The 24,628-nt window shown below is 73.5% G+C and carries 19 protein-coding genes; 7 read left to right on the plus strand and 12 right to left on the minus strand.

The genetic code is table 11. The annotated features are described in order from the left end of the window. Window positions 1-85: 85 nt before the first annotated feature. Window positions 86-946 carry an MHYT domain-containing protein gene (locus IEY75_RS17030; protein WP_189115359.1) on the plus strand — a complete coding sequence of 287 codons (861 nt, stop codon included), beginning with the start codon at window positions 86-88 and terminating at the stop codon, window positions 944-946. Between the two features lie 66 nt (window positions 947-1,012). Here IEY75_RS17030 and IEY75_RS17035 read toward each other — a convergent pair whose 3' ends face one another. From IEY75_RS17035 to IEY75_RS21025, 11 genes are all read right to left on the minus strand, one after another. Next, on the minus strand, window positions 1,013-2,404 hold the full coding sequence (locus IEY75_RS17035) for an MFS transporter (RefSeq protein ID WP_189115360.1): 1,392 nt from the start codon (window positions 2,402-2,404) through the stop codon (window positions 1,013-1,015). 75 nt (window positions 2,405-2,479) lie between these two features. Further along, window positions 2,480-3,082: a GTP-binding protein gene (locus IEY75_RS17040; RefSeq protein WP_189115361.1), complete on the minus strand. Its 603-nt coding sequence runs from the start codon at window positions 3,080-3,082 to the stop codon at window positions 2,480-2,482. Then, the gene (locus IEY75_RS17045) at window positions 3,063-3,440 is read right to left on the minus strand and encodes a DUF742 domain-containing protein (RefSeq protein ID WP_189115362.1); all 378 of its coding nucleotides are present in this window, start codon (window positions 3,438-3,440) and stop codon (window positions 3,063-3,065) included. Before IEY75_RS17045 ends, IEY75_RS17040 begins: the two co-directional genes overlap by 20 nt. After that, window positions 3,430-3,852, minus strand: coding sequence for a roadblock/LC7 domain-containing protein (locus IEY75_RS21020; RefSeq protein ID WP_229789812.1), 423 nt, complete (start codon window positions 3,850-3,852; stop codon window positions 3,430-3,432). Before IEY75_RS21020 ends, IEY75_RS17045 begins: the two co-directional genes overlap by 11 nt. Then, complete coding sequence (locus tag IEY75_RS17050; protein ID WP_229789814.1) at window positions 3,843-6,209, minus strand: sensor histidine kinase; 2,367 nt, start codon at window positions 6,207-6,209, stop codon at window positions 3,843-3,845. Before IEY75_RS17050 ends, IEY75_RS21020 begins: the two co-directional genes overlap by 10 nt. A 274-nt stretch (window positions 6,210-6,483) precedes the next feature. After that, the gene (locus IEY75_RS17055) at window positions 6,484-8,235 is read right to left on the minus strand and encodes an alpha/beta fold hydrolase (RefSeq protein ID WP_189115363.1); all 1,752 of its coding nucleotides are present in this window, start codon (window positions 8,233-8,235) and stop codon (window positions 6,484-6,486) included. A 212-nt stretch (window positions 8,236-8,447) separates the two neighbouring features. Further along, window positions 8,448-9,803: a M16 family metallopeptidase gene (locus IEY75_RS17060; RefSeq protein ID WP_229789815.1), complete on the minus strand. Its 1,356-nt coding sequence runs from the start codon at window positions 9,801-9,803 to the stop codon at window positions 8,448-8,450. After that, the gene (locus IEY75_RS17065; protein WP_189115364.1) at window positions 9,800-11,089 is read right to left on the minus strand and encodes a M16 family metallopeptidase; all 1,290 of its coding nucleotides are present in this window, start codon (window positions 11,087-11,089) and stop codon (window positions 9,800-9,802) included. The genes IEY75_RS17060 and IEY75_RS17065 overlap by 4 nt, the downstream gene beginning before the upstream one ends. 65 nt (window positions 11,090-11,154) lie before the next feature. Then, the gene (locus tag IEY75_RS17070) at window positions 11,155-12,033 is read right to left on the minus strand and encodes a DUF350 domain-containing protein (protein ID WP_189115365.1); all 879 of its coding nucleotides are present in this window, start codon (window positions 12,031-12,033) and stop codon (window positions 11,155-11,157) included. Between the two features lies 1 nt (window position 12,034). Further along, on the minus strand, window positions 12,035-13,324 hold the full coding sequence (locus tag IEY75_RS17075; RefSeq protein WP_229789816.1) for a glutathionylspermidine synthase family protein: 1,290 nt from the start codon (window positions 13,322-13,324) through the stop codon (window positions 12,035-12,037). Window positions 13,325-13,332: 8 nt separating this feature from the next. Beyond that, window positions 13,333-13,710 (minus strand): hypothetical protein, encoded by a 378-nt coding sequence (locus IEY75_RS21025; RefSeq protein ID WP_229789817.1) that lies wholly within the window; start codon window positions 13,708-13,710, stop codon window positions 13,333-13,335. Window positions 13,711-13,871: 161 nt separating this feature from the next. Here IEY75_RS21025 and IEY75_RS17080 point away from each other — a divergent pair, with 161 nt between their 5' ends. The 3 genes from IEY75_RS17080 to IEY75_RS17090 all read left to right on the plus strand — a co-directional run bounded on the left by IEY75_RS17080 (window position 13,872) and on the right by IEY75_RS17090 (window position 20,233). Then, the gene (locus tag IEY75_RS17080; RefSeq protein ID WP_189115367.1) at window positions 13,872-14,966 is read left to right on the plus strand and encodes a hypothetical protein; all 1,095 of its coding nucleotides are present in this window, start codon (window positions 13,872-13,874) and stop codon (window positions 14,964-14,966) included. Between the two features lie 316 nt (window positions 14,967-15,282). Next, window positions 15,283-16,164 (plus strand): S1 family peptidase, encoded by an 882-nt coding sequence (locus IEY75_RS17085; protein WP_189115368.1) that lies wholly within the window; start codon window positions 15,283-15,285, stop codon window positions 16,162-16,164. 214 nt (window positions 16,165-16,378) lie between these two features. Then, window positions 16,379-20,233 (plus strand): hypothetical protein, encoded by a 3,855-nt coding sequence (locus IEY75_RS17090; protein WP_189115369.1) that lies wholly within the window; start codon window positions 16,379-16,381, stop codon window positions 20,231-20,233. Here the strand turns inward: IEY75_RS17090 and IEY75_RS17095 are convergent. Beyond that, on the minus strand, window positions 20,230-20,661 hold the full coding sequence (locus IEY75_RS17095; RefSeq protein WP_189115370.1) for a hypothetical protein: 432 nt from the start codon (window positions 20,659-20,661) through the stop codon (window positions 20,230-20,232). The two genes, IEY75_RS17090 and IEY75_RS17095, sit on opposite strands and share 4 nt — an antisense overlap. Before the next feature lie 83 nt (window positions 20,662-20,744). Between IEY75_RS17095 and IEY75_RS17100 the strand changes: the two genes are divergently transcribed. The 3 genes from IEY75_RS17100 (at window position 20,745) to IEY75_RS17110 (ending at window position 24,526) form a co-directional block, all read left to right on the plus strand. Beyond that, window positions 20,745-22,700, plus strand: a complete 1,956-nt coding sequence (locus IEY75_RS17100) for an FG-GAP repeat domain-containing protein (RefSeq protein ID WP_189115371.1) — start codon at window positions 20,745-20,747, stop codon at window positions 22,698-22,700. 615 nt (window positions 22,701-23,315) lie between these two features. After that, window positions 23,316-23,810: a hypothetical protein gene (locus IEY75_RS17105; protein ID WP_189115372.1), complete on the plus strand. Its 495-nt coding sequence runs from the start codon at window positions 23,316-23,318 to the stop codon at window positions 23,808-23,810. After that, window positions 23,807-24,526, plus strand: coding sequence for an ATP-binding protein (locus IEY75_RS17110; RefSeq protein ID WP_189115373.1), 720 nt, complete (start codon window positions 23,807-23,809; stop codon window positions 24,524-24,526). The genes IEY75_RS17105 and IEY75_RS17110 overlap by 4 nt, the downstream gene beginning before the upstream one ends. Window positions 24,527-24,628: the final 102 nt, after the last annotated feature.

The following is a 24,628-nucleotide window of genomic DNA, read 5'->3' on the forward strand; positions in this document are numbered from 1 at the left end:
CTCGTGTGGCTGAATCCTCTACAGTCCTTGCGCCGCATCGTCCCTATAGGACGGTCCTCACCCCCCTTTCTCCGAGGTGTCCATCATGGCCGAAATCCACCACTTCACCTACGGCTGGTTCACCCCCGTCGTCGCCTTCCTGATGGCGTTCCTCGGGTCGTTGCTCGGCCTCGTCTGTACCGCCCGCGCCCGCGAGTCGCGCACCGCCGGGCGCCGCGCCCGCTGGCTGGTCATCGCCGCGACGGCAATCGGCGGTACCGGCATCTGGCTCATGCACTTCATGGCCATGCTCGGCTTCGAGGTACCGGTCAGCCCCGTCCGGTTCGACCCGTGGCTGACGCTGCTGAGCATGATGCTCGCCGTCGTACCGGTCGGCGTCGGCCTGTTCCTGGTCGGCTGGCGCGCCCCGTCGCTGCCGCGGATCCTGTGCGGGGGGCTTTTCACCGGGTTCGGGGTACTCGGGATGCACTACACCGGCATGGCCGGCCTGCGCCTGGCCGGGACCATGGAGTTCGACCTGCCGCTGGTCGCGGCGTCCGCGCTGATCGCGGTCGTCGCCGCCACGGCCGCCCTCTGGTTCACCACCATCGTCAAGGGCTGGGGCCCGATCCTCGCGGCGGCGACCACCATGGCCGTGGCCGTGTGCGGGATGCACTACACCGGGATGGCCGCGATCCGCGTACACCTGGCGCACGACCCCGCGCCGGTCGACGGGATCAACCCGTTCTCGCTGCTGGTACCGATCACCCTGCTCGCGGCCGCGGCGCTCATCGGCATGGCCTTCTCGGCCCTGCAGGCCATGACGGAGGAGGAGTTCGACGGCGACCGCAGCGGCGCCCGGGCGGCGGCGGCCGAGTCCGGCGGCGACCCGGCGTGGAGCCTGCGGCAGGTGTCGCTGGCGGCGGCGATGTCCGCGCCGACGGCCGAGCACAGCCGGGTCTCCTGACCGCCGCACGGCCGGGTGCGCGCCCGGCCGGCGCGCACCCGGCCGGACTCCGCGCCGGACGCGCGGTCAGCGGGCCGCGGCCGCCCGCTCCCGCAGCAGCTCCGCGGTCGCCGCGATGTCGGCGGGGCTGCTGCGCGCCGCCCGCAGGAACATCAGGCCCGTCGGTACGAACATCAGCTGGCAGGCCGCCAGGCCCACGGCGTAGGAGGCGGGCGGCGGCACGGCCGCCGCGACGGCCCGGAACACCCCGGCCGCCAGCGCGGTCCCGCCGGCGCGGCCGGCACCGTTGACGAGGTTGCCCAGGCCGAAGACCGTGCCGCGGTGCTCGGGCGGGTTCACCTCGGCGATCAGGGCGAACCAGTTCGGCGAGTTCGCGGCGGTGAGGCCCGCGGCGCACAGGCCCAGCAGGACCGCCGCCGCCACCGTCGGGGACGTGAGCACCCCGCCGAGGACCGCGCGCAGCACCGCCCCCGCGTCCGCCCCGGCCGGCACCGGCACCCGCAGCGGCAGCAGGAACAGCACGACGTAGAGCGGCACGGCCGCCAGCACGGCGACGCCGGCCACCAGGGCCCGGCCGCCCGGCCGCCGCCGGGCCACCCGGTCCCCCAGCCAGCCGCCGCACACCGAGAGCACGCCGCCGAGCTGGAGCAGGGCCGCCAGGACACTCCCAACCATGATCGCCGTCGGCGTGTCGATCCCCTGCTCCTGCGCGCGCGACTGGAGCAGCCGCGGCAGCCAGACGAACGAGCCGAGCGCCGCCTGCGCCGTCAGCCCCTGCAGGATCAGCCAGCGGTTGGTCCGGCGGGCCCACAGGACGCCGAGGTCGCCGCGCCGCAGCCGGTACGGGTACCCGGCGCCGTCGCGGAACAGCGGCGCCAGCTCCGGCTCCGCGCCGCCCCGGGGCACCTCGCGGGTCCCCAGGTACGCCGCCGCGGCGACCACCCCGACGACGGCGAGCACCAGGAACGGCAGCCGCGGCTGGCGCGCCCCGAGCAGCCCGCCCAGCAGCGTCCCCGCCAGCAGCCCGGCCCCCTGCGACAGGCCCCACAGCGCCAGCACGAGCCCGCGCCGCCGCGGCGACACCAGGTCGCTGACCACCGAGAAGCCCACCACGCTGACGGCGCCCAGGCCGAGCGCGGTCAGCAACTGCGCCGCCACGAACGCGCCGAACGACGGCGCGGCGGCGGTACCCAGCGCGCCCAGGGTCCAGCCCACGGTGCCGACCAGCAGCAGCGGCCGGCGGCGCCAGGCGTCCCCCAGGTACCCCCAACCGACCGCCGACGCGGCCGTCACCAGGTAGGTGGCCGCCGTCGTCACGCCGAGGGCCGCCTCGCCGACGCCCAGCGCCGCGCTCCACGGCGTGTACAGCGGCGGCAGCAGCCCGATCACCACGTTGTCCAGGGCGGCCAGGGTCACCAGCACCGCCACGCTGTACGCCCGCCGCCACGTCCCGCCCATCGCCCGATGGTGACCGACGGCCGCGGCGGCGGCCAGCACCGGCCCCCGGACCCGCCGCCTACCCGCGCCCCGGGCTCACCACGAGCGCACCGACGCCGGGGTCTGGGTGCGGGCCACCTGGTCCATGACGTGCTCGACCAGGGTGATCAGCACGTCCTTGCTCGACCGGCGGTCCCGGGCGTCGCACAGCACCACCGGCACGTCCGGGTCCAGGTCCAGGGCGTTGCGGACCGCCTGCGTGGCGAACCGCTGCTCCCCGTCGAAGCAGTTCACCGCGACGAGGAACGGCGTCCCCCGCCGCTCGAAGTAGTCGACCGACGGGAAGCAGTCGGCCAGCCGGCGGGTGTCGGCGAGCACCACGGCGCCTAGCGCGCCGTGGGCGAGTTCGTCCCACAGGAACCAGAACCGGTCCTGCCCCGGCGTGCCGAACAGGTACAGCACGATGTCCGAGCCGACGGAGATGCGGCCGAAGTCCATCGCCACCGTCGTGGTCGTCTTCTGCTCCACGCCCGAGGTGTCGTCGGTGTCCAGGCCGGCCGAGGTGAGCACCTCCTCGGTGTGCAGCGGCCGGATCTCGCTGACCGCGCTGACCAACGTGGTCTTGCCGACGCCGAAGCCGCCGGCGACGAGGATCTTCAGTGCCAGCGGCACGGTGCGGTCAGAGCGCGCGTAGTCCATTTACCACCGCCTTGAGTACGTTCTCGTCCGGCACGGCAGAGGCGCGGCCCGGTTCGTGCAGGCAGATCAGCTCCTGCACCGCCAGGTCGTGCAGGAGGACCTGCACGACGCCGAGGGCCAGGTCGAGTTCGGCGGCCAGGTCCGCCACGGTGATCGGGCTCCGGGCGGCGGCCAGGATCTGCCGGTGCTCCGGCTGCAGGTCCGGGGGCAGGGCGCCGCCCAGCGGCGCCGCCCGGACGGTCGCCACCACGTCGAAGCGGGCCGCCGCCGGCACCCGCCCGCCGGTCATCGCGTACGGCCGGACCACCGGCCCCGCGTCGCGGTCCCACCAGGCCGCGGCCCGCTCGTTACTGGTCATCGGCCGCACCCGCCGTCGGCCGGGTGTGCGCGGACAGCTCGGGGCCGACCCGGGCCACGAGCATCGCCATCTCGTACGCCACCAGCCCGATGTCGGCGTCCGCGCGGGTCAGCACGGCCAGGCAGGCGCCCGGCCCGGCGGCGGTGACGAAGAAGAAGGCGTCGTCCATCTCGACCACGGTCTGCCGGACCTGTCCGGCGCCGAAGTGGCGGCTCGCGCTGCGGGCGAGGCTGGCGAAGCCCGCCGCCATCGCCGCGAGGTGCTCGCCGCTGTCCTGCTCCGGCCCGCCGGACGCGCCGATGAGCAGGCCGTCCGCGGAGAGCACCACCGCGCGCTCCAGGCCCGGTACCCGGGTGAGCAGATCGTCGAGGAGCCAGTCCAGCTCCTTGCCCGGCAGCCCCACTAGGCGCACCCCTCCCCATCGGACGGTCCTGACGCGTCGCCGCCCGCGTCGTCCGCGGGCCGCGCCGTCACCGTATCCGCGCGGATGTCGCCGGTCGAGCCTTCCGCCCGGCCCCGCCTCGTCTGTACCTGCAAGTCGCTCATCATTCTGCGCACCGACTGCGGCGAGCGCGCCCCGGCGGGCGGTCCCGGCGGCGCCGACGCCGCAGCCGTCGGCTCCCGCAACTGCGGCACGAGGCTCGCCTGCCGGACCCGCCGGGGCAGGCCGTCCTCCGACAGCGCACCGTCCACCGTGGAGGCGGCGGTACGCGCCGACTGGCCCTGCCGGGGAGCCGGCACCCGCAGGCCGCGCCCGGCCACCGGCGCCTCGTCGGCCGGCCGCTCGGCCGGGCGGCGCGGCGCGGGGATGGTCGGGACCGGCCGCAGCCGGCCCGGCCGGGCCGCCCTGGCCGGGCCCCGGCGGGCCGCGGGCGCCGGCTCCGGCAGGGCCACCACCAGGGCCGCCGGCAGCAGCACCACGGCCGTCACCCCGCCGTACGGGGACGGGCGCAACTGGACCGGCACGGCCAGCCGCGCCGCCAGCCGCCCGACCACGAACAGGCCCAGGCGGGCGCTGGCCGCCGGGTCGAACTCCGGCGGCGCGGCGAGCTGCCGGTTCCACTCCGCCAGGGCGTCGGCGGGCATCCCGAGGCCGCGGTCCTCGACCTCGACGGCGACGCCGGCCGGCACCTCCTGGGCGGTCACCCGGACCCGGTTGCGCGGCGGCGAGAACCGGGTGGCGTTCTCCACCAGCTCGGCCAGCAGGTGGATGACGTCGGGTACCGCCCGCCCGACCAGCGCCGCCGCGGGCACCTCGCGGACGTCCACCCGCGCGTAGTCCTCCACCTCGGACACCGCCCCGCGCAGCACGTCGACCAGCGGCACCGGCTCCCGCCAGCCGCGGCTCGGGGTGGCGCCGGCCAGGATCACCAGGTCCTCCGCGTGCCGGCGCAGCCGGGTGGACAGGTGGTCGATGGCGTACAGCTCGGCCAGCGACGCCGGGTCCGTCGTCTCCCGCTCCATCCGGTCCAGCATCGCGAGCTGCCGGTACAGCAGCGTCTGGCTGCGGCGGGCGATGTTGAGGAAGACCTCGGAGGTCCCCTGGCGGAAGGCGGCCTCGTCCACGGCGGCCTGCACCGCGGTGCGCTGCACCCCGTCGAAGGCGTGCCCCAGCTCGCCGATCTCGTCGGCGCCCTCGGCCAGGGCCGGCGTCTCCGCCCCCACGTCCACCGGCTCGCCGCGGCGCAGCCGCGCGACCACCGACGGCAGCCGGACCTCGGCCAGCTCCAGCGCCGCCCGCCGCAGCCGCCCGACCCGGCGGACCAGGGACCGGCCGATCCGCACCGAGATGAGCAGGGTCGCCACCACCGCCAGCAGCCCGAGCAGGCCGGCGACCGCCAGCCGGGCGACGATGCCGCGGGCCACCGGCGCCGCCCGCTCCGCCACCGCCGCGGCCTGGGCGACCTCGAAGGCGCGCGCCGCGGCCGCCACCGCGCGGTAGTTCTCGGCCCACCGGCGGGCGTCCACCGGCGGCGCCTCGCCGGCCCGGCCGCGGGCCACGAGCAGGTCCTCCATGGTCAGCAGCGCCTCGAAGTGCGGCAGGGCCTGCAGCGTCCGGTACGCCTGCCGGCCGGTCTCCGGCAGCGCGGCGGCGGCGTCGGTGTAGAGCAGCCGGCGCAGCCCGACGAGCTGGCTGACGGTGCCGGCCTCGGCGTCGACGAAGCGCCCCGCCACCAGCGCACCGGCGACGAGCGCGTCCTCCTGGGCGAGCAGCTCCCGGGCGCGGGCGAGGTCGGTGAGGGTCCGGGTGCGCCGGGCCAGCTCGTCGTCGCTGACGTCGGTGACCGCCGGCATCAGCCGGAACGCGGTGTCGACGACCGCCGTGTACCGGCGCAGGGCGGCGACCCGGTCCACCTCGCGGCGGTCGACCCGGGTCCGGGTCTCGGGCAGGTCCTCGACGGCCCGGACCAGCTCCGCGACCCGCTGGGCGGCCTGCGGGTTCATCGCGTCGCGGGCGCCCGGCAGGCCCGCGAGCCGGCGGAACGCGGCGACCGCGCCGTCGGTCTGCCGGCGCTGCCGGTCCAGCGGGGGCGTCGGCGCCTGGCCGGCGAGGAAGACGAGCGAGAGCTGCCGTTCGCGCTGCAGCTCGGTCACCAGCACCTCGGCCGGGCGTGCGACGTTCTCGGCGACCGTGCGGAAGTGCAGCAGGTTGAGCGCCGGCCCGACGGTCAGGGTGAGGGCGAAGCCCCACAGCAGCGTGACGGCGGCGAGCGGCGTCAGCACCAGCGCCGTGATCTTCGACCGGATGGACCCGTTGCCGACTGCCATTCGCTCTCCGCCGTCCGGGCGGCCCGGCCCGTCCGCGCGTGCGGCGGGCCCGCGCGCCCCGGCCGCCGCGCGAGCGGACGCGCCGCCGCATCATAGGTAACCGACGCCGCCCCGGGCGAGGTTGTCCACCGAAGCGGTACCGGATCTCCGTCCTGGCTGGACTGTCGGTGTCGGACCGCCTCCGCACGGCGACGAGACGCCGGCCGGCGCCGGTCCCGCGGGCCGCGGAACCGGCGGGCTCAGGTGTCGCGTCAGGAGTGGCGCGGGCGTCGCGTCAGGAGTGGCGCGGCGCGACCGCGGCAGGTGCCGCCGCCGGCCACCGCGGCAGCAGCGGCGCCCACCGCGGCGCCGCCGGCGCCTGCCGCGCCGCCCCGGCCGGCGGGAACGGCTGGCGTCCCCGGCACGCGGTCTCCCGCGGCGCGTCCCCCTCGACCAGGTACCGGTCGACCACCCCCGCCACGCACGGCACCCACCCGTACGCGGTGTGGCCCCAGCTTTCGCTGGCCACCAGCCGGCCCCGCGGCAGCAGCCGGGCCACCGCGCGGGCGGCGGCCAGCGGGGTCACCGGGTCCCACCGGTTGCCGACGACCAGGACCGGCGCGGCGGTGTGCCGGTCGAAGCCGCCGGTGTACCGGTCCTCGTCCCGCGCCGGCCACGTGCCGGTGGCGCACGGCTGGTCGACCGAGGCCCAGAACCGGCCGATGTGGCCGCCGGTCCGGCCGGCCTCCGCGAACGGACCCCACCACTCGCGGACGTCCCCGGCGTGCCGGCCGTCCAGGCACACGACCGTCATCTGCGCCTCGCGCCCGTTGTCGTACTCGTCCGCGGCCGGCGCCGCCTCCGACCCGCCCCCGGTCAGGTACCCCCGGACACCGGCCTGCGCCGCCGCCCGGGCGGCGGCGTCCGATGCCGGGTCGGCGAGCACCGAGACGTCCCGGACGAACGTGGCGACGAGGTCGACCTCCCCCCGCGCGCCGTACAGGCCGTCGCCGGCCAGCAGCGCGAACGCGTCGTCGGTGAGCAGGAACGGCGCCCCGCCGCCGATCGGGACGGCGGCCGGCCGCCGGTGCAGGCGGGCGCCCGCGGCCGCGTACACCGCGGCCGGGTTGCCCCGCGCGACCAGCGGGCACGCCGCCGGCCCGGCCGCCCGGCAGCGGTCGAACAGCGCGTCCAGCGCCGCGACCATCGCCGCGGCCGACCCGGTGCGGACGAACGTCGGCAGGCCGCCCCGCCCGCGGTCGCCGCGCCAGTCCCGCGCGTCGAGCACCCCGTCGACGACCAGCGCCCGCAGCCGGTCCGGGAACATCGCCGCGTAGTGCTGCCCCAGGACCGAGCCGTAGCTGAGCCCGAAGTAGTTCAGCTTCGGATCGCCCAGCGCGCGCCGGAGCACCTCGATGTCCCGGGCCACCTGGGCGCTGGACATCGCCGCCCCGACGGCCCGGCCCGAGGTCGTACCGGTGCAGGCCCGCCCCAGCGCCGCGGCGTAGGCGGCGGCGGCCCGGTACTGCGCCCGCCGCTGCGGGACGACGAAGTCGACGCCGCGGGCCGCCTCCTGCTGCGCGGCGGTCGAGGCGAAGCAGCGCACCTGGTCGCTGCCGCCGATCCCGCGGGGGTCGAGCCCGACCAGGTCGAACCGGCGCCGCACCTGCGCGCCGAAGTACTCGCCCCACAGCGGCATACTGCGCGCGGCGCCGCCCGGCCCCCCGTTGTTGAGCACCAGGCTGCCGATCCGGCCCGCCTGGTCGGTGGCGCGCAGCCGGCTCACCGCGAGCGTCGTCGTCGGCCCCGCGGGCGCGTCGTAGTCCAGCGGTACCGCCATCGAGGCGCACTCCAGGCCGGCCAGTCCCGGCTCGTCGCAGGCCCGCCAGCGCAGGACGGGCGTGGCCACCCGGTCCACCCGGCGCGCCTCGCGGGCGCTGGTGCGGTCGCCTCCCGCCGCTGGCGCGGCGACCGCCGGCCCGGCGCCGAGCGCCGCGACGACGGCCGCGCACAGCGCCCCCGCCACCACCTGTGTGCGTACCGACATCCCTGCACCCCTCTCGCCCGACGACGCCCCCAGTCTGGTCCGGCCGCGCACCCCTGGGACCCGTCGGTCACCCGTACGGCGGACGCTACCCACGCGCCGCCGGCACTCCTCGTACAGGGACCGCAGCTCCTGACCCGCCACGTACCGGCTCGGCGTAGATCATCTATGGTGACAACATTGCCGCACGCGGACCGGCGCCCCGGGCGGGTCGGTCAGGTCAGGCGCGGCACGTCGACGATCTCGCCCAGGCCGGTCCCCGCGAGGTCCGCCCGGATCCGGGCCGCGTCGCCCTCCACCACCAGCACCAGGTCGTCCGGCCGCAGGTGGGTGGCCGCCGCCGGCGCCACCTCCCCCGGCGTGGCCGCCAGGTACCGCTCCCGCTGCCGCACCACGAAGTCGTCCGGCAGCCCGTGCACCACGATCGAGGAGAGCAGCCGGGCGATCGCCCCGGTCGTCTGCGACTCCACCGAGAGCTGGCCCGCGCGCCAACTGCGGGCGACGGCCACCTCGTCCTCGGTCACGCCCTCCGCGCGGATCCGCACCACCTCGCCGACCGCGTCGGTGAGCGCCGCGGCCGTGGCGTCGGCGCGGACCGCCGCCCGGACCGTGAACCGCCCGAACCGCCGTGAGGCCGCGAACTCCCCGCGCACCCCGTAGGTGAACCCGCGCACCTCGCGCAGCAGGTGGTTGAGCCGCGACGTGAACGAGCCGCCCAGCACGGTGCCGGCGAGCTGGACCGCGACGTGGTCCGGGTGCGCCCGGTGCGGTCCCAGGTGGCCCAGGCGCAGCGTGGACTGCACCGCGTCGGGCCGGTCGATCAGCAGGATCCGGCGGGTGCTGGCCAGCTCCGCGCCGATGAGTCCGGTCTCGGCGGGTACGGGTGCGCCGGTACCGGCGAAGGCCACCGCGCCGAGCGCCTCCAGGTCCAGCCGGTCCAGGTCGCCGACGACCAGCAGGACGCCGGGCTGGCGGAACCACCGCTCGTGGTACGCCCGCACCTCCGCCACCGGCAGCGCGGCGGCGCTGCGCGGGTCGCCGTGGATGGGGCGGCCCGGCCGCTGGTCGCCGAACAGGGCGTGCCGCAGCGCCGCGTCCGCGCGCGGCCCGGGACCGGCCCACTCCATCCGCAGGGCGGCGGCCTCGTCGTCGCGGACGCGCGTCACGTCGGCGGGGTCCAGGCGGGGCGTCCGCGCGGCCTCGGTCAGCAGGCCGACCGCGGCGAGCAGCCGGTCGACGTGGGCGCTGACGCCGACCTCGACCCGGTCCCAGTCGACGTGGGTGGAGAGCTGGGCGCCCAGGCACTCCATGGCGTACGCGTACGCGGTGGCGTCCCGGGTCGCCGTACCCTCCTCCAGCGCCTTGAGCAGCACCCCGGCCGCGCCCTCGGCCCCGGGCCGCTCCCGGCCGGCCCCGGCGTCCAGCAGCAGGACCGCTTCGGCCAGGGGCTGGCCGGGCAGGTGCGCGGCGAGCACCTCCCCGCCCGCGACCGGCAGCCGGACCAGCGGCGGGAAGGCGTACGGGCGGGGCGGGCCGGCCGGCGGCCGGTCGGCGAGCAGGGGGGCGGTCACGGGCGCTCCTTCTCGGGCAGGTACCGGATCGTCAGCCGGCGGTCGGCGGCCAGCACCGCGGCGGCCAGCGCCGAGACCTGGGCGGCGGTCACGGCGAGCCGGGCGGGCAGCCGGGTACCGGCCAGCCGCGGGTCGCCGAACTGCGTCGCGTACCGGCTCAGCGCGTCGGCGCGGCCGGCGACCGTCTCCATCTGCCGCCACCAGGAGGTGGTCATCAGCGCCTGGACGCGGGCCACCTCATCGTCGGCGACACCGTCGCGGACCAGCTCGTCCACGACGTCGACCAGGCCGGCCTCCAGCTCGTCGGCCCCGACGCCGTCGCGGGCGGTCGCGCTGAGGATCAGCGGGGCGGGCGCGTGGGCGAGGTCGACGCCGTACGCGGCCAGGTAGTCGGGCTGGGCGAGGCGGCGGCCCTCGGCGAGGCGCTGGTACAGCCGACTGCCCCGGCCGGTGGCGAGCACGCCGGCCAGGACCGAGGCCACGTCGTAGTCGGCGCTGCCGAAGGGCGCCGTGGCCACGGCCAGGTAGACCCGGGCGGCCGGCACGTCGGCGACGACGTCCTCGCGGCGGGGCGGCCCCGCCGGGGACAGGTCCCGCCCGGCCGGGGCGGGCGGGATGTCCGCGCCGCGGGGGATCCCGCCGAAGTACTGCCGGGCCAGCTTGAACACCTCGTCGGGCGTGGTGTCGCCCACGACGGTGAGGACGGCGTTGTGCGGCACGTAGTACCGGCGGTGGAAGTTCTGGAAGGTGACCAGGTCGGCGGCGTTGAGGTCGGCCATCTCGCCGATGGTGGCGTGGTGGTACGGGTGGCCCGGCGGGTACATCAGCGGCAGCAGCCGGAGCCAGAAGTCGCCGTACGGCTGGTCCTCGTACCGCTGCCGGCGCTCGTTCTTGACGACCTCGCGCTGGTTGTCCAGCGTCTCCTGGGTCAGCGCGGGGACCAGCCCGCCCATCCGGTCGGCCTCCAGCCACAGCATCAGCGGCAGGTGCTCGGCGGGGACGCTCTCGAAGTAGTTGGTCCGGTCCGGGTTGGTGGTCGCGTTGAGGCTGCCGCCCGAGCCCTGGACGAGCTTCATGTGCTCGGTCTTGCCCACCTGCGCCGAGCCCTCGAACATCAGGTGCTCGAACAGGTGCGCGAAGCCCGTCTGGCCGGCCGGCTCGTGCCGCGAGCCCACGTCGTACCAGAGGTTGACGCCCACCACCGGCGCCCGGTGGTCCTCGCTGACGATCACGCGCAGGCCGTTGTCGAGCGTGTCCGTCTCGATCGGCCAGGGGTACCCGGTCATCCCACAATCTTGCCCCGGTTACCACCGAATCGGGTACCCGGCCGGAAATCCGCCCGGCCCGGCGCTCAGAGCTGGGTGCCGACCACCTCGGCGACGGCGAACGCGGCCCCGACCAACAGACCCGCCAGCAGGCAGGCCGCGACCAGGTGGTCGGCGTTCTGGGTGGCCCGCACGGTGTGGCCGCGCAGCACCAGCCGGTCGATCAGCCACCGGAAGGCGTAGAGCACGGCGACCGCGAGCACCACCGTGGCGGCGAAGCGGGCGAGGCTGGCCCCCCAGGTGTCGAAGTCCCCGGCCACCCCCTCGCGCACCACGATGCCGAGCGCGGTGAGCACGCCCGCGACCTCGACGGCCGCCGGCACGGACCCCTGGGCGATCCGGTCGCGCAGGTGGTACGGCGTGACCCACTCGTGCAGCCAGAACACGCCGGCCACCAGGGCGAGGCCGAGGACGAAGAACCCGGCGGTGCTGGCCAGCGCCAGGGCCAGCGAGTCGGCGCCGCCGCTGAGCGCCCCGTTGACCACGAAGCCGGTGGCCAGGTAGAAGCCGGCCTCCGTGATGCCCACGGCCAGGCTCCCCTCGCGCAGCAGCGTGGCGTTGCGCACCGCCGGCAGCACCAGCCAGTCGACGACGGGCCGGGCGAGCAGGACCGCCGCCAGGACGAACGCGCACTCGGCGACCAGCCACCACGCCGAGGTCCGCCAGCGGGTGGGGTCGTAGTGGCCGATGGCCGGCAGCAGGCCGACGACCTGGGCGACGCTGATGCCCAGCCGCTGGGCCAGGTAGGCGCCGTTGCCGCGGACGAACAGCTCGTCGTTGTCGTCGACCCGGGTCAGCAGGTTCAGCAGGTGCCAGCCGCCGCCGACGGACACGGCGACGACCAGCAGGATCAGCGCGGCGTGGCCGAGGTTGCCGGCGTAGTCGGCCAGGGTCGCAAGGAACATCTCAGGCTCCGATGAAATGCGGGACGAAGTGGCTCAGGTTGTCGGTGATCACGCCCGCGCTCTCCCGGACGCCGAGGCCGGCGGGCTCGCCGTCGACCAGCCAGACGCCGAGGACCGGGTGCACGACCTCGCCGTACACCGCCCCGGTGGGCACGGCCGGCGGCGGCGCGTACGCCTGGATCACGTGGCCCTCGGCGCCGTACTCCCCCGGCACGGTCACCGTCGGCACGCCCGCCCGGACGACGTCGATGCCCGCCCCCTCGCGGCCGAGCAGGGGCTTGCGGACGTAGTCGGCCAGGTCGGCGGGCGCCCCGGGCAGCCCGGCCGGCGGGTCCGCGAACCACGCGGGGATCAGGTGGCGGCCCCGGTCGGTGCCGCCGTACAGGTGCCAGAGCACCGGCAGCAGCGCCTTGTTGCTCCACAGCATCTTGTAGGGCGCCTCGATCCACACGGTCCCGCCGCGGTACTGCCCGAGGCCGTCGCGGCGGCCGACGGCGTCCATGTCGGCGAAGGCGGCGCGGCCGAACTCCTCCGCGACCATGAACTCCCACGGGTACAGCTTGAACGCGACGTCCAGGTGCAGCCCGTCGCCGTCGTAGAACCGGCCGTCCCCACCCAGCACCACGCCCTCGATGAACAGGGTCTTGGTCTCGTACCCGGCCGCGGCGCAGGTGTCGCGCAGGAACTGGGTGTTCATCACGTCCTCGCCGGAGGACTCCTGCGACGAGCAGGTGAAGTGGACCAGCGGCCGGTGCCCCAGGCGGGCTGCGGCCAGGTCGAGGTTGCGCCGCCACGCCTGCACGAGCCGCTCGTAGAGCTGGTTCCACTGGTCGTCGGTGGCGCGCACCTGCTCCCGCCAGCGCCACTGCGCGTACGCGGACTCCACCAGGCAGGTGGGCGTGTCGGCGTTGAACTCGTACAGCGTCGGCGTGCGCAGCGCCGGGTCCGGGTGGTCCAGGCCGCCGAAGCGCAGGTCGAAGCGGCCGTACACGCTCTGCCACGCGGGCTCGTCCTGCCAGGTGCCGACGACCTGCCGGTGCGCCCAGTCGGGGATCCCCATCGCCGTCAGGACGTCCGGGCGCGCCGCCAGCCAGTCGCCCGCCCCGACGCACATGTCGAACAGCTCCGCCGCAGCCCGCTCCAGGGCGGCAACCTCCGCCTGCGTGAACGCGTACGCCGCGCCCTCCCGCCAGTAGGAGATCTGGCCCCCGTCGGGGGTCGGCGTCGGCGAGTAGACGAGGCCGTCGGCGAGGATCTGCCGCTCCCAGCCCGGCCGCTCGGGCAGCCGCACCCGCCGCACTAGCTGCCGAATCCGCCGGAGTGGCCGCCGCCGCCGAAGCCGCCGGACCGGCCCGACTTGCCGGCGATGCCGCCGGTGGCGGGCAGCCCGGCCGCCGACCGGGCGGCGCTGTCCCCCGACGGGATCACGGTGCCGCCGGTCAGCTTCCCGCCCGGCTTCAGCTTGGTCTTGTGCCGCCCGGAGTTGAGCCAGCCGTACGTGCGGTCGTCGTCGTCGCAGTACCGGTCCTCGATGACCGTGTTGGACTGGTCGACGCAGTACGCCACGGGGCCGTCGGCGCCGCATCCGGTCAGGAACGCGCTCGCGCTCACCGTCAGCACCGACACCGGCCCCACCCGCCCCGACCACCGGGGCCGCCCCGCTCGCTCGCCCTGCACCGCCGCTCCCCACACTCCCGCTTTCCGCCGCGCCCAGCGTCGCACAGCCGCGCCCGTTCGCCGTGGCCGACCGGCCGAGCCGCGGCAGGGTCAATCAGCCCTAAATGTGAGAACAGACCGGAAATGACGCATTAAGGAGGTTCGGGGCATAAGCTTCCGCCATGCAGAGAACTGTGGCCTGGGCGCTGTCCGTCGCCGCCCTGGTGGCGACCGTCCTCGTCGCCGTCCGCGGGACCGAGCTCACTCCCACGGATCTGAGCGCGGGCGGGACCTACGAGCTGGAGAACCGGGCCCGCGGCGGCGAGCCGGACGCGCTCGCCGACAGTTGGTGGGGCTGCCGGTACGACAGCGGGAACGTCAACATCCCGGCCGACCACGGCTGCGCCTTCTGGGGCTCGCTGCTCGGGCCGGTCCTCCCCCCGGCGGGGCCGCAGCCGGTCACGGCGGCGGCACCCACCGCAGACCGGTTCCTGCCCACGCCCCCGGCCCCGCGCGCCGGTACGCCCCGCGCCGCCCACCACCGCCGGGCGGCGACCCGCCGCCCGGCAATCCGCCGCCCGGCGACCCACGGCCGGGCGACCCCGCCCCGCGCGCGGCCCGCCCCGTGTGGGGCCGCCTGCGCGCCCGCGCCGCCGGCCCCGCCGGTCGGCTGCGCGGCGGAGACCGGCTGGCTGACCTGGGTGAGCGACAGCGACCCGGCGGTCGTCGAGGGCCTGCCGGCCTGCGCGGGCGGCCAGCCGCAGCAGCCCGCGCCGCAGCCGGCCGACCCGGCCCCGGGCCGCCCGACCCCGCCGAACCCGACACCCACGGACCCGACCCCGGGCCGCCCGACGCCACCGAACCCGGCGCCCGCGGCCCCAGAGCCCACCGCGCCGGCACCCACGGAACCCACGCCCCCGGAGCCCACGGAACCCACGCCCACCGACCCCGTGCCCACCGAACCGGCACCCACGGAGCCCGCGCCCGCCAACCCGGTGCCCGCCCAGCCGGCCGAACCCGCGCCAGACCCGGACCCCGGCGTACCCGCCGCACCAGACCCGGCCCCGGAACCGCATCCCGGAACCCCGGCGGCGCCGGACCCGGGACCCGGGACCCCGGCCGCACCCGAGGTTCCGTCCGCCCCGGCCGACCCCCCGGGGCCCCCACCGGCGAGCACCACGCCGACGGCGGGTACCGCCGCGCCGCCGCGCGCGGCCTCCGCCCCGGCGGCCCCGCCGTCGGCGGAGGCGCCCGACCGGCCGGGCCGCCGGCCCTGACCGATCAGCTATCCCATTTAACTATTTGAATGTACTGAATGCAGACGACCGGCCGATGGATATCGCGCGCCCTTTTCGCAGTGCATACCGGGCCACACCTGTTTTGATGATCACCGATCGCGCTCCGGTAACAATCGATTGCACTGACTCATGACGCACTTTAGTGTTCCGCTCTGTCCGGCGGCCGCACCCGCCGGACCCTGCTGAATCACCACCCGCGACAGGCCACGACCGCACCGCCGCAAGGCGGCCACGTTTCCGCAAGACGTGGCCGCCCGGTGTGGCCGGCACCCTGGCGCGGCAAGAGGGGAACACGATGAACAACCCGCGTCACACACTGCTGCTCGCCGCCGCCGTCGGTGCGCTGCTCGCCGTGCCGGCGGCCGCCCAGGCCGCACCCGTCGACCGCACCGGCGACGCCGCCGCGCCGACCGCCCGGACCGCCGGTGAGCCCCAGGGCATCGTCGGCGGCAGCAAGGCCCGCGAGGGCGCCTATCCGTGGATCGTCCGCCTGGAGGTCCAGTACCGGTCCCAGGTCGCCTACCTCTGCGGCGGCACCCTGATCTCGCAGGACATCGTCCTGACCTCGCAGCAGTGCCTGGCCGAGGTACCGAAGCAGGGCAAGCCGACCCGGATCACCGCGTACATCGGCAAGGTCGACCACAAGGACGCCGCCGAGGACAGGGCCGTCCGCCAAGGTGCCGAGTACTCCCTCGGCAAGGGGGTCGGCAACGGCGACTGGGCCGTCGTCCAGCTCGACAAGCCGTTCAAGGCCAGGTCGTACCCGCTGCTGCCGCTCGACGAGGGCTACGACGAGACCGAGGAGGTGCGCGCCCTCGGCTGGGGCCGGACCGAACTCGACGCCCAGCTCCCCTCGGCACTGCGCCAGGTGGACCTGCCGATCGTGACCGGCCGCGCCTGCGCCAGGAACGCCGACGTCGAGATCTGCGCCGGTGACCCCCGGGCCGCCGACGTGGGCGTGTGCGCGGGCGACCAGGGCGGGCCGCTGCTCGCCGCCGAGGACGCCGCGGGCCGGGCCGCCGACTGGGTCCAGGTCGGCATCACCTCGCAGGTGGACTGCGCGCAGAAGAACCAGGTCGGCCACTTCACCCGGGTCAGCGCGTTCACCAGGAAGATCCAGGCCGCGATCGTCCTGATCGACGGCAGCCCGGCGCAGACGATCGACACCGAGGGGTAGACCGACGGGTGCGCGCCGCCAGCGGCGGCGCACGCCTCACTGGGGGGAACGCCGAGGGCGGCGACGCATCGCGTCGCCGCCCTCGCGCGGCGTCGCTGTCACTGATCCGACACTTCATCCGCTTGTGGACGGTCAACGCCGACCCTAATGTCGATTGACCGCAATCGACGCGTGGTCCGCTGCTGCCGCGCATGCGCTCCATGAGTGGAGTTCTATGAGGCTCGTCCTGTGGAAACGGCCCGCCGCGGCCGCCCTCATCGGCGTTCTGGCCGTGGGCCTGACGGCGCTACCTGCCCCGGCGGCGCCCACACCATCGGTCACACCGCCGGCACCCACCAACGTGGAGATCCCGGCGTCGATGCCGCGGTTCACGCCACAGCCGCGGCGCGGTGACATGGATCCGATCAAGTACCAGATCATGGTGATGCACATCGAGACGGATCCCGAGCCGGAAATCCGGGACGCGGCCCGCGCCGCTCTTGATGCCGGCCCTGCCGCCGTCGACGACTTTCTCTACCGTGGCGGATACGACAGAGCCAAGGTGGCGGTCGACGCGCGCAAGCGCCGGGACGACCAGGTCGCCCGCGACAAGATCGCACCGATGAGGGGTACCGGTGGCGATGTCTTCAACGCCGAGGTCGAACGGGTCCTCGCGCCGAACGCCACGCCGGGCGACCGCAAGGCATTCCTGGGTTACGGCGCCGAGATCGCCCGTGGCCGCGACGGCGCACTCGCAGCCGACAGGGCGGCGCGCCGACAGATTCTCCGGTCCCGGGTACAGCTCCTCGCAGGTCTCCCCGCGGCCGAGAACCCGCACGTCGTCAAGGATGCGGCCGATGCGCTGGTCGCCGGGGACGCGGCCGTCGAGGCGTTCCTCACCACCGGCTTTCCCCTCGCGGCGGCGGCCGACGCCCAGATTCGAGCCAATCTGCTCAGGGAGCGCGAAGCGGAGCTGAAGGCTATCGAGGAGGCAAGCGACCTGGCTCAACGCTCGGCGTTGGCCAACCGAGCGCGCGCTGACCTGATCACCGCACACGGCGCTGGCGTGCGGGCGGTTCGACTGGGTGCGAACTCGATGACTCTCGCGGCCACCCATGCCCGTCGCGCAGCCCAGATTCTCGCCGCCAAGGGGCCGTTGAGCGAGATCGAGCTCACCCGCGTCGCCACTGCGACCGAGGTAGCCGCCGCCGGCGGCTTCGCCGGTGATGCGGAGCGGGCCGCACTCACGGCCGCCCATGCCGCCAAGGTGCTGGTCGACGTCCAACTTGAGTACGGCAAAGACTGGGCCGATATGGCCAAGGGCCTGCACCTCGCGTCGGTCGCCGTCCACCAAGCCACGGTCACGGCCCAGCACGCCGTCGACGCGACCATCGCCACCCACCGGGCACTCGGTCATGCCGGCGAAGCGGAGGCCCGCCGCAAGGAAGCAGCGAGGTGGCGGCAGCAGGCCCAGGAGCATGCGCGAGCCGGGCGCGCGCTTGCCGGAGCAGCCAGGCGGGAGGCTGACGCCGCCGAAGGGGCTGCGAGACGGGCCGGGGAGCAGCGGATACGCGCCGAGAGTGAGCGTGACAGAGCCTGGGAGCATGCCCGGGCCGCCCAAGCGAAGCGCGACGAAGCACGCGACCATGCCGAGGAGGCCGCGCAGTGGCGCGCAGAGGCGCAGCGGGCACGTGGCGACGCCGAGAAGGCGCACTCACGGGCGCGGACGGAGGGCGACCGGGCGGCCCACGCCCGCGCCGGGGCAGAGCATGAGGAGGAGTGCGCCCGAGCCGCTCGCATCAGGGCCGATGATCAGACACGCAAAGCTGGTGAGGGTAGTGATCGGGCTGCTGAGGCGGAACGTCGCGCGACCGCGGCCCGGGACGACGCGCGGGATGCCGGGAGAGAACGTGACCTGGCGCGCGCCCGTGCTGCGGGCCTGCGCGCCAAAGCTCAGAAGCTACCCGTGGAACAGGGGCGCGACGAGGCGTTGAAGGCCGCGGCCGCAGCCGACGGCGATGCCGACGACGCCGAGGCCGCGGCTGCACGCGCCGCTGATCATGCACAGCAGGCGACCAACGCAGCCGCGGGCGCCCGGGGCGCCGCGATCGAGACCGAACGGGCCGCCGCCCGTGCCCGGCACGCGGCTGACCAGGCACGCGCTGCCGCCGCTGGCGCGGACGACGCTGCGTCCGCGGCTGAGTCGGAGGCTGCGGCCGCCCATGCCGCAGCCCGCCGCTCCGACGCCGCCGCGGCGGCGGCCACGCGGGAGGAGGTAAAAGCCGGGACCCACGCCCGGAACGCCGAGGCGCTTTCGCAGCAGGCGGCCACTCGCGCTGTCCAGGCGCTGTGGGCAGCCGACCGGGTGCGCGCCGAAGCGGCGGCCGCCGCCCATGAAGCGGCCTCGGCCGCCGCCCAGGCCGAGTCCGCCATCCGATCCGCGGCAGCAGCCAGGGAATCCGCCAGCGCCGCGGTGATTCCAGCCAGCGATGCCATCAAGCTCCTCATGCCGTTCACCGGCCAGGACCTCGGCATTGAATTTGCCACCGAGGTCGCCTCGCTCGCCGAGTCGATCAGTCTGGAGCTGGCCGACGCCGCCGACCAACGGGCCAGGGAGGCCGAACGTGCCGCCCTGGCCGCCCAGCAGTCGGCCGATCAGGCCGGGGGTGAGATCAGGGAGGCCTATCAGGCCGCCGCCGATGCGGCGAAGGCATCCGCGGAGGCCGCCGCGCACAGCGCCCGCGCCAAGAGGGCCGCGGCGCACGCCGCCGCTGAGGCACGCAGGGCGCGCGCGGCCGCCGCCGACGCGAACGCCGCGGACCGCACGGCTCGCGCGGCGGCCGCCGAGGCCCGAGAGCTGGCCAACGCTGCCGCCGCTTCCGCCGCGGCAGCCGGCCTCGACGCCGGGCGGGCCGCGCAGCTAGCCGCCGACGCCGGCAGAATCGCCCAGAAGGCGGAGGATGACGCACAGGCTGCCAAGGGCGCGGCCGCGCGCGCTCAGGAGCAGGCACGGCAGGCCAGGGAGGCTGCCATCCGTGCGGAGGAGCAGGCAAAGGCGGCCGTCGAGTTCGCCAAACAAGCCGACCAGCACGGCAAGGACGCGCAGAAGGAGGTCGAGCAACTGGAGGCCGAAATCCGCGCGATGCAGGACAACGACCTGCTGTCGGCCTTCGCGCCACCCACGGCCGACCAACTCCAGGACCTGCGCGATTACCTGGAACCGGCGCAGTTCGCCAATTTTGAGACGGTTCTGGCACTGGCCGACGGCGGGGTGATGGTCTTTCTGGAAAACTACGGAAAAGACCTCCTCACCGGATATCTCAGCGACTTCGTGGAACAGCTCAAGCAGTGCAGCCAAGGAAAAATTCTCGACTGCCTGCTGACGATCATCGACTTGTTGCCAGTCGGCAGAATTCTCGGCGCCCTCAAAATTACCTACCGCGTCGGCAAAACCATCCACACCTTCATGAAGGCCACCGCAAAGTACCGCAACAAGATCCGGGACGCGTTCAAGAAAGTCGACCGCTGCAAGCGTGGTCTCATCAAGGATTTGGCCGGAGAGTTCACCGGCGTGCGCGACCTACGGTCCGCCGCGAAAAAAAGGTGCCGTACTCCCGATGGAGCCTGCGCCGATGACAGCCGCAGAGCTCCCGGTAAATTGGCGTGCCTCACTCTCTATCACGGTACGAGCCGGATCGCGGCAGATCGGATCCTGGTTGACGGGCCGGATGTGACGGCCAGTAAGCGCAACACCGATTTTTGTCGCGGCATGTATCTCACCAGAATAAAAACGCAGGCTGCCGCATGGCGAGGAGGAGTAGTCGTTACCTTCAAGATTCCGACTGCAAAATTCACGAGCCTGGATGGGCTTCGACTCAATACCAATAGTACCGCGCTGCCCACGCTGGTGCGGTCATGCCGGACCACGGGACAGGGCCCGATCGGGCGCGACTACACAGAGGGCCCGATGCTAAAGAACATCGGCGGCTTTCTCAGCGGCAAAGAATCTCCCGAATGGTTCGGCAACCAGCTTGCCTTCCATTCCCCCAAGGCACAGGAAGTACTCGATGAGTCCATGGTGAATGACTAGTACTCAGCATCCGCCGGTAGGACGAAATCGAAAAAATTGCCCACGCGCGCGAACACGGTTGCTGACGCCACAGGACTTGACAGGTCCAGGCGGCGCCTCGACCTGCCGTCTGGAGAAAACTCGTCGACCACAGCGAATTCTAGTACCCGAGCATCATCCAGACGACAGTCCGCGTCGATCGCGGTCATCCGATCGAATCGATCGGTCCACACGCCACTCACCACTCGGTAATCGCCAATGCGTACTCTGCCCACCGAAACTACCGCCCAGCGGAAGTACCACACGTTGATGGCCCCGCCCATCCGCGACAGGAAAGACCAACCGTGTCCGTCGACGGAGAAGCAGACCTGACTGCTCTCCATCACGCCGTAATCGTAGGGCTCGGTGTCCCACTGGCCCTCCAGATTCACACTGACCGACAACGTCATTATCTCCGATCCGGGGTGTCGCGGGCCGGTGTCCTGCACACCCGCCGCTACCCGACCACCAGCCTACGAGACGATACGAAAGAGTGGACAATCACATGCGCCCAGCTCGATTGAGCTACCTCGCACTGGCCACGGCCTGCGCGCTCGCGGTGCCGCAGTCCATTGCCTCGGCGGCAACGAATCCGTCAGCAGCGTGGATCACGGCTGGGGAGGATCCAGACGTCGAGGTCCCGAGTGATCCGGCTGAGCCACTGCCGGCGGAAGCGAGCTTGGAAGAGAAGGAGAAGGCGGGGCTGGTGGTGGGCATCCCGCCCGGCTCCTGGCAGGAGTATGCCAAGAACGACCTGGATTTCACTTTCGCGCTCTGGCGACGCGCCAAGTACCCATCGGAAGTCAAGGCCGGCGCCGAACTGGCCCATCAGGCGGCGTCTGCGGACTCAGTTCGGTGCGATGCCTGCAGCCTGTACATCCGGTCGGGCATTGGCGAGGCGCACACACGAGACAAGAACAACGAGATTCGCGACACGCAGGTGGCCAACGAAGCGAGGGAGCGACGTATGCGCTTCGCTATGACGGTCGGCTACCGATTCCCTCACCCGGAGGCGATCGCACAGAGCGACCGGCACTTCATCTTCGCCGTCTGGGACTATCTTCGTCGCGACCTCAACTGGGCCGCTCGCACAATCGCCGCAGCAGGCAACGTATACAGCAGAGAACCGCAGCAGCATGTCGAATTCCTCAGCACGGTCGGGATGCAGGCGTTCCACACCGACCGACTGGCACAGATCGACAGAGAGACAGCCGGTAACGAGGCGGCCAGGATCGAAGCCATCCGGCGTGACTACCGCCGCAAGGCAGCGATCGCGGTAGGAGTACACGTCGGCACGGACGAATCGTGGTACTTGATCAGCGACCTGCTGTTTCTCACAAAGTTGCGAGACAAGGTCGACGCTGATCCAAACTTCCTCCTCACCAAGGATGCCTTCGCGGCCGCAATTTTCGACGGGAAGGCACCCGAGTGGCGCGCCTTCATCGAAGCCGGCGTCCACGAAGCCGTGCGCACCGACGAGGAGCGGCGTGCCCGAGAACAGTACGAGTCGTACAGAAAAGTAGCTTCCCGAATTCGGGATGAGGCCGAGCGAGAAGGCCTCAAGAACATTGCAGTCGCAGGTAACGCGGCCTTGGCGTCAGGCCGGCTACTGGGAGTGCAGCGGTTCATCCAGACCCACGCGCAACTGCCCCCGGACAGCAGCGATCTGACGGCGCTGTACGACAACGGAAAGGACCCGTCGTCCGCCTGGGTTTTCGGACAGTTGGGTCGGAAGATCGGCAAGGCGCGCAAGGTGTGGACGGGTGCTGCGGGCGACTGGCGCGCATCCCGCTCCACATTGATGACGGGTCAGTTTGACGCCCACGGTGCGCGCGACGCCGTGGCGCTGTACCGGGTCAGGGAGCACCACTACCGCCTCGATGTCTTCGCCGACATCGACAGCGGAACGGCTCAGCCACGCCAGGTGTGGGAAATGCCAGCCCTGGCCGGTGGGACGGGCTACGCGCTACGCACTCCGGTGGCCACCGACGTCAACGGCGACGGCTGGACCGACCTCGCGATTCACGCGGTCAGCCCCACCCGGCAACCCGAACTACTCGTGCTGATGGCGCGCAGAGACGGCTCGTTCACCCAGGTCGCCGTACCGGCCGATGCGGCCGTTGTCGACGGACGCACTGTGGCTGGCGACGTGAACCGGGACGGTCGCAGCGACTTGGTGACCCTTACCTACGACAAGGCCAACGGCACCCGCCTCTGGGTCCGATTGGCGACGGCCGACGGCTACGGCGTCGCAACCGTCCGCTGGACGAGCTCCCACTGGAACCTGCTGGACAGCGGAATGCCGGTGGCCGGCGACTTCGACCGCGACGGCGTGATCGAGATCGGTATGTTCAAGAAGGAGAGCAGGAACAGAAGGTTAGGGGTTCGAGTCCCTTCGGGCGCGCAAGCACAAGGCCCTGACCAGCATGAACCCTGGTCAGGGCCTTGAAATTTTTCTACGTGGCTGTGGGCTGTCCCCCGAAAACCCCCCGATAACCCTGCGGCGCGGCCGGGTTCGGTGCGGTGCGCCCTAGGTTCGCTACTGACATTTCTCGCTTGGCTATCAGCGGGCTCTCGCTTGGTTGTCAGCGGGATCTCTCGCCTGGGTGTCGGTGCGGGAGCCGCTGCGACCGTGATTGACCGCGCTTCCGGGCGTGGTCTTCGGCGGGAAGGGTTGCGGGTGGCTCACCAGCAGCGGAGGTGCGGCGGCTGTTGGGTTGGGCGCGGCCGGGCAGGTCCGACGGCAAAGGTCGGCCGGGCGGGGTGTGGGCGTGTCGGAGCGCACGGTGACGGTGGTTGGCGGCGGCGGGCTCGCCGCGTCCGGGCTGGAGGCGGTTCGCAGTGGATGAGTAGCTGCGGCGTCCACCGGCCCGGTACGGGCCTGCCCACCGGTATTGAGCTGCACCCCGGCCCGGCCTTAGCGCTGCGTCTGACCGACTGCCCCGCGCATCAACTGCCTGATCATGGTTGCGGCTGGGTCTAGCGGTTCGGTGTCGGCGCGGCGACACGCTGCGGCCTTGGTCACATTGGACGTCGGTTGGTGGTGGCGTGAACACTGGTGGTCATGGCTGCGCGGAGCGGGTACGTCGTTGGTTTGGTGTTGGCGGCGGTGGCCGGTGCGGTGGTGGCCGGGGTGGGGGTGTTCTTCGTCGTCGCAGGGATGAAGGACGCCAACCAGTGGGCTGGTGTGCTCGGCTTCTTCATCGGGGTGGCGGGGCTGGCCGTATCCGGCTACAGCGCGGTCCTGACTCGCAGGTCGCTCACCCACGGCCGCCCGCCGGCCGCCGGTGCTGATGAGGTATCGGATACGACCGACGACGGGAGGCACTACGGGCCGAGGGTCATCGCCGGGGGTGGTGTCGGCACTGCAGCGTCGCCGGCGTCGGCGCCTTCGTTCGAGGCTGGTGCCGGGGGTGTGAGCAGCACGATCAGCGGGGGCACGTTCCACGGCGAGGTGAACCAGGGCCGGGACTTCACCTTCCATCAGCCGCCCGGCTCGACCGGCGGTACGGCGCCGCCTGCTGGCGCCAGCCCGGCTCGTGGAGAGGGGTCCGCGTGAGTGCCGCCGAGGAGCCCGTGACGCAGAACGCCATCACCGGTGGGGTGTTCTTCAACATGGTGGTGCAGGGCAACAACATCACCGTGGTGCTGCCGCCAGCGGTGACCCCGGCGCTGTCGGGGCTACCGCACGCCTCGAAGTCGTTCACCGGCCGCGACTCCCCAATGGGTGAGCTGATGGCGGCCCTGGCCCCCGACTGCGAGGACGCCGGGGGGCCGGTGTTGGTGTCCGCGACGGTGGGCCTGGCCGGGGTGGGTAAGACCGAGCTGGTGGTGCAGGCTGCCCACCGCGCCACCACGCAGCTGGGGTGGTTTCCCGGTGGGGTGCTGTTCGTGGACCTGTTCGGCTACGACCCGGACCCGGCCGGCGATCCGACCAGCCGGCGGGTCTCCACCGGCGAGGTACTGGGCGGCCTGCTGCAGGCGTTGGGGATGCCGGGTGACTATGTGCCGGCTGGTGTGCAAGACCGCAGCCGGCTGTTCCGTAGTGTGCTGGCCGCTTACGCCGGGGAGGGTAAGCGGATCCTGGTGGTGATCGACAACGCCGCCACCGTTGACCAGGTCAACCCGCTGTTGCCTGGTGACGGGGTCACGGCCACGCTGGTTACCTCCCGCGACAAGCTCGACATCGAGGCCCGCCGCCATGAGCTGAGCGTGTTGGGGCGGGTGGCGTCGGTGCGGCTGCTGGCCGATGGGGTCTGCTGCACCAACTGGTGACAGTTCTAGTCAGGCGGCCTGACTGGCCGGTGGAGTCATGATGGTCTCGTACTCGATAGGGGTCAACCGGGCCAGCGACCGTTGTCGTCGGCGCCGGTGGTA

Source organism: Pilimelia terevasa, assembly GCF_014647915.1.
In the GTDB taxonomy this organism is placed as follows: Bacteria; Actinomycetota; Actinomycetes; order Mycobacteriales; family Micromonosporaceae; genus Pilimelia; species Pilimelia terevasa.

What these genes read in the sequence shown, in the direction of transcription:
- IEY75_RS17040 (WP_189115361.1), bottom strand. Translation starts at nt 3,082, where the DNA reads ATGGACTACGCGCGCTCTGACCGCACCGTGCCGCTGGCACTGAAGATC.
- IEY75_RS17055 (WP_189115363.1), bottom strand. Translation starts at nt 8,235, where the DNA reads ATGTCGGTACGCACACAGGTGGTGGCGGGGGCGCTGTGCGCGGCCGTC.
- IEY75_RS17105 (WP_189115372.1), top strand. Translation starts at nt 23,316, where the DNA reads ATGGCTGCGCGGAGCGGGTACGTCGTTGGTTTGGTGTTGGCGGCGGTG.
- IEY75_RS17085 (WP_189115368.1), top strand. Translation starts at nt 15,283, where the DNA reads ATGAACAACCCGCGTCACACACTGCTGCTCGCCGCCGCCGTCGGTGCG.
- IEY75_RS17080 (WP_189115367.1), top strand. Translation starts at nt 13,872, where the DNA reads ATGCAGAGAACTGTGGCCTGGGCGCTGTCCGTCGCCGCCCTGGTGGCG.
- IEY75_RS17065 (WP_189115364.1), bottom strand. Translation starts at nt 11,089, where the DNA reads ATGACCGGGTACCCCTGGCCGATCGAGACGGACACGCTCGACAACGGC.
- IEY75_RS17095 (WP_189115370.1), bottom strand. Translation starts at nt 20,661, where the DNA reads ATGACGTTGTCGGTCAGTGTGAATCTGGAGGGCCAGTGGGACACCGAG.
- IEY75_RS17070 (WP_189115365.1), bottom strand. Translation starts at nt 12,033, where the DNA reads ATGTTCCTTGCGACCCTGGCCGACTACGCCGGCAACCTCGGCCACGCC.
- IEY75_RS17090 (WP_189115369.1), top strand. Translation starts at nt 16,379, where the DNA reads ATGAGGCTCGTCCTGTGGAAACGGCCCGCCGCGGCCGCCCTCATCGGC.
- IEY75_RS17035 (WP_189115360.1), bottom strand. Translation starts at nt 2,404, where the DNA reads ATGGGCGGGACGTGGCGGCGGGCGTACAGCGTGGCGGTGCTGGTGACC.
- IEY75_RS17030 (WP_189115359.1), top strand. Translation starts at nt 86, where the DNA reads ATGGCCGAAATCCACCACTTCACCTACGGCTGGTTCACCCCCGTCGTC.
- IEY75_RS17050 (WP_229789814.1), bottom strand. Translation starts at nt 6,209, where the DNA reads ATGGCAGTCGGCAACGGGTCCATCCGGTCGAAGATCACGGCGCTGGTG.
- IEY75_RS17045 (WP_189115362.1), bottom strand. Translation starts at nt 3,440, where the DNA reads ATGACCAGTAACGAGCGGGCCGCGGCCTGGTGGGACCGCGACGCGGGG.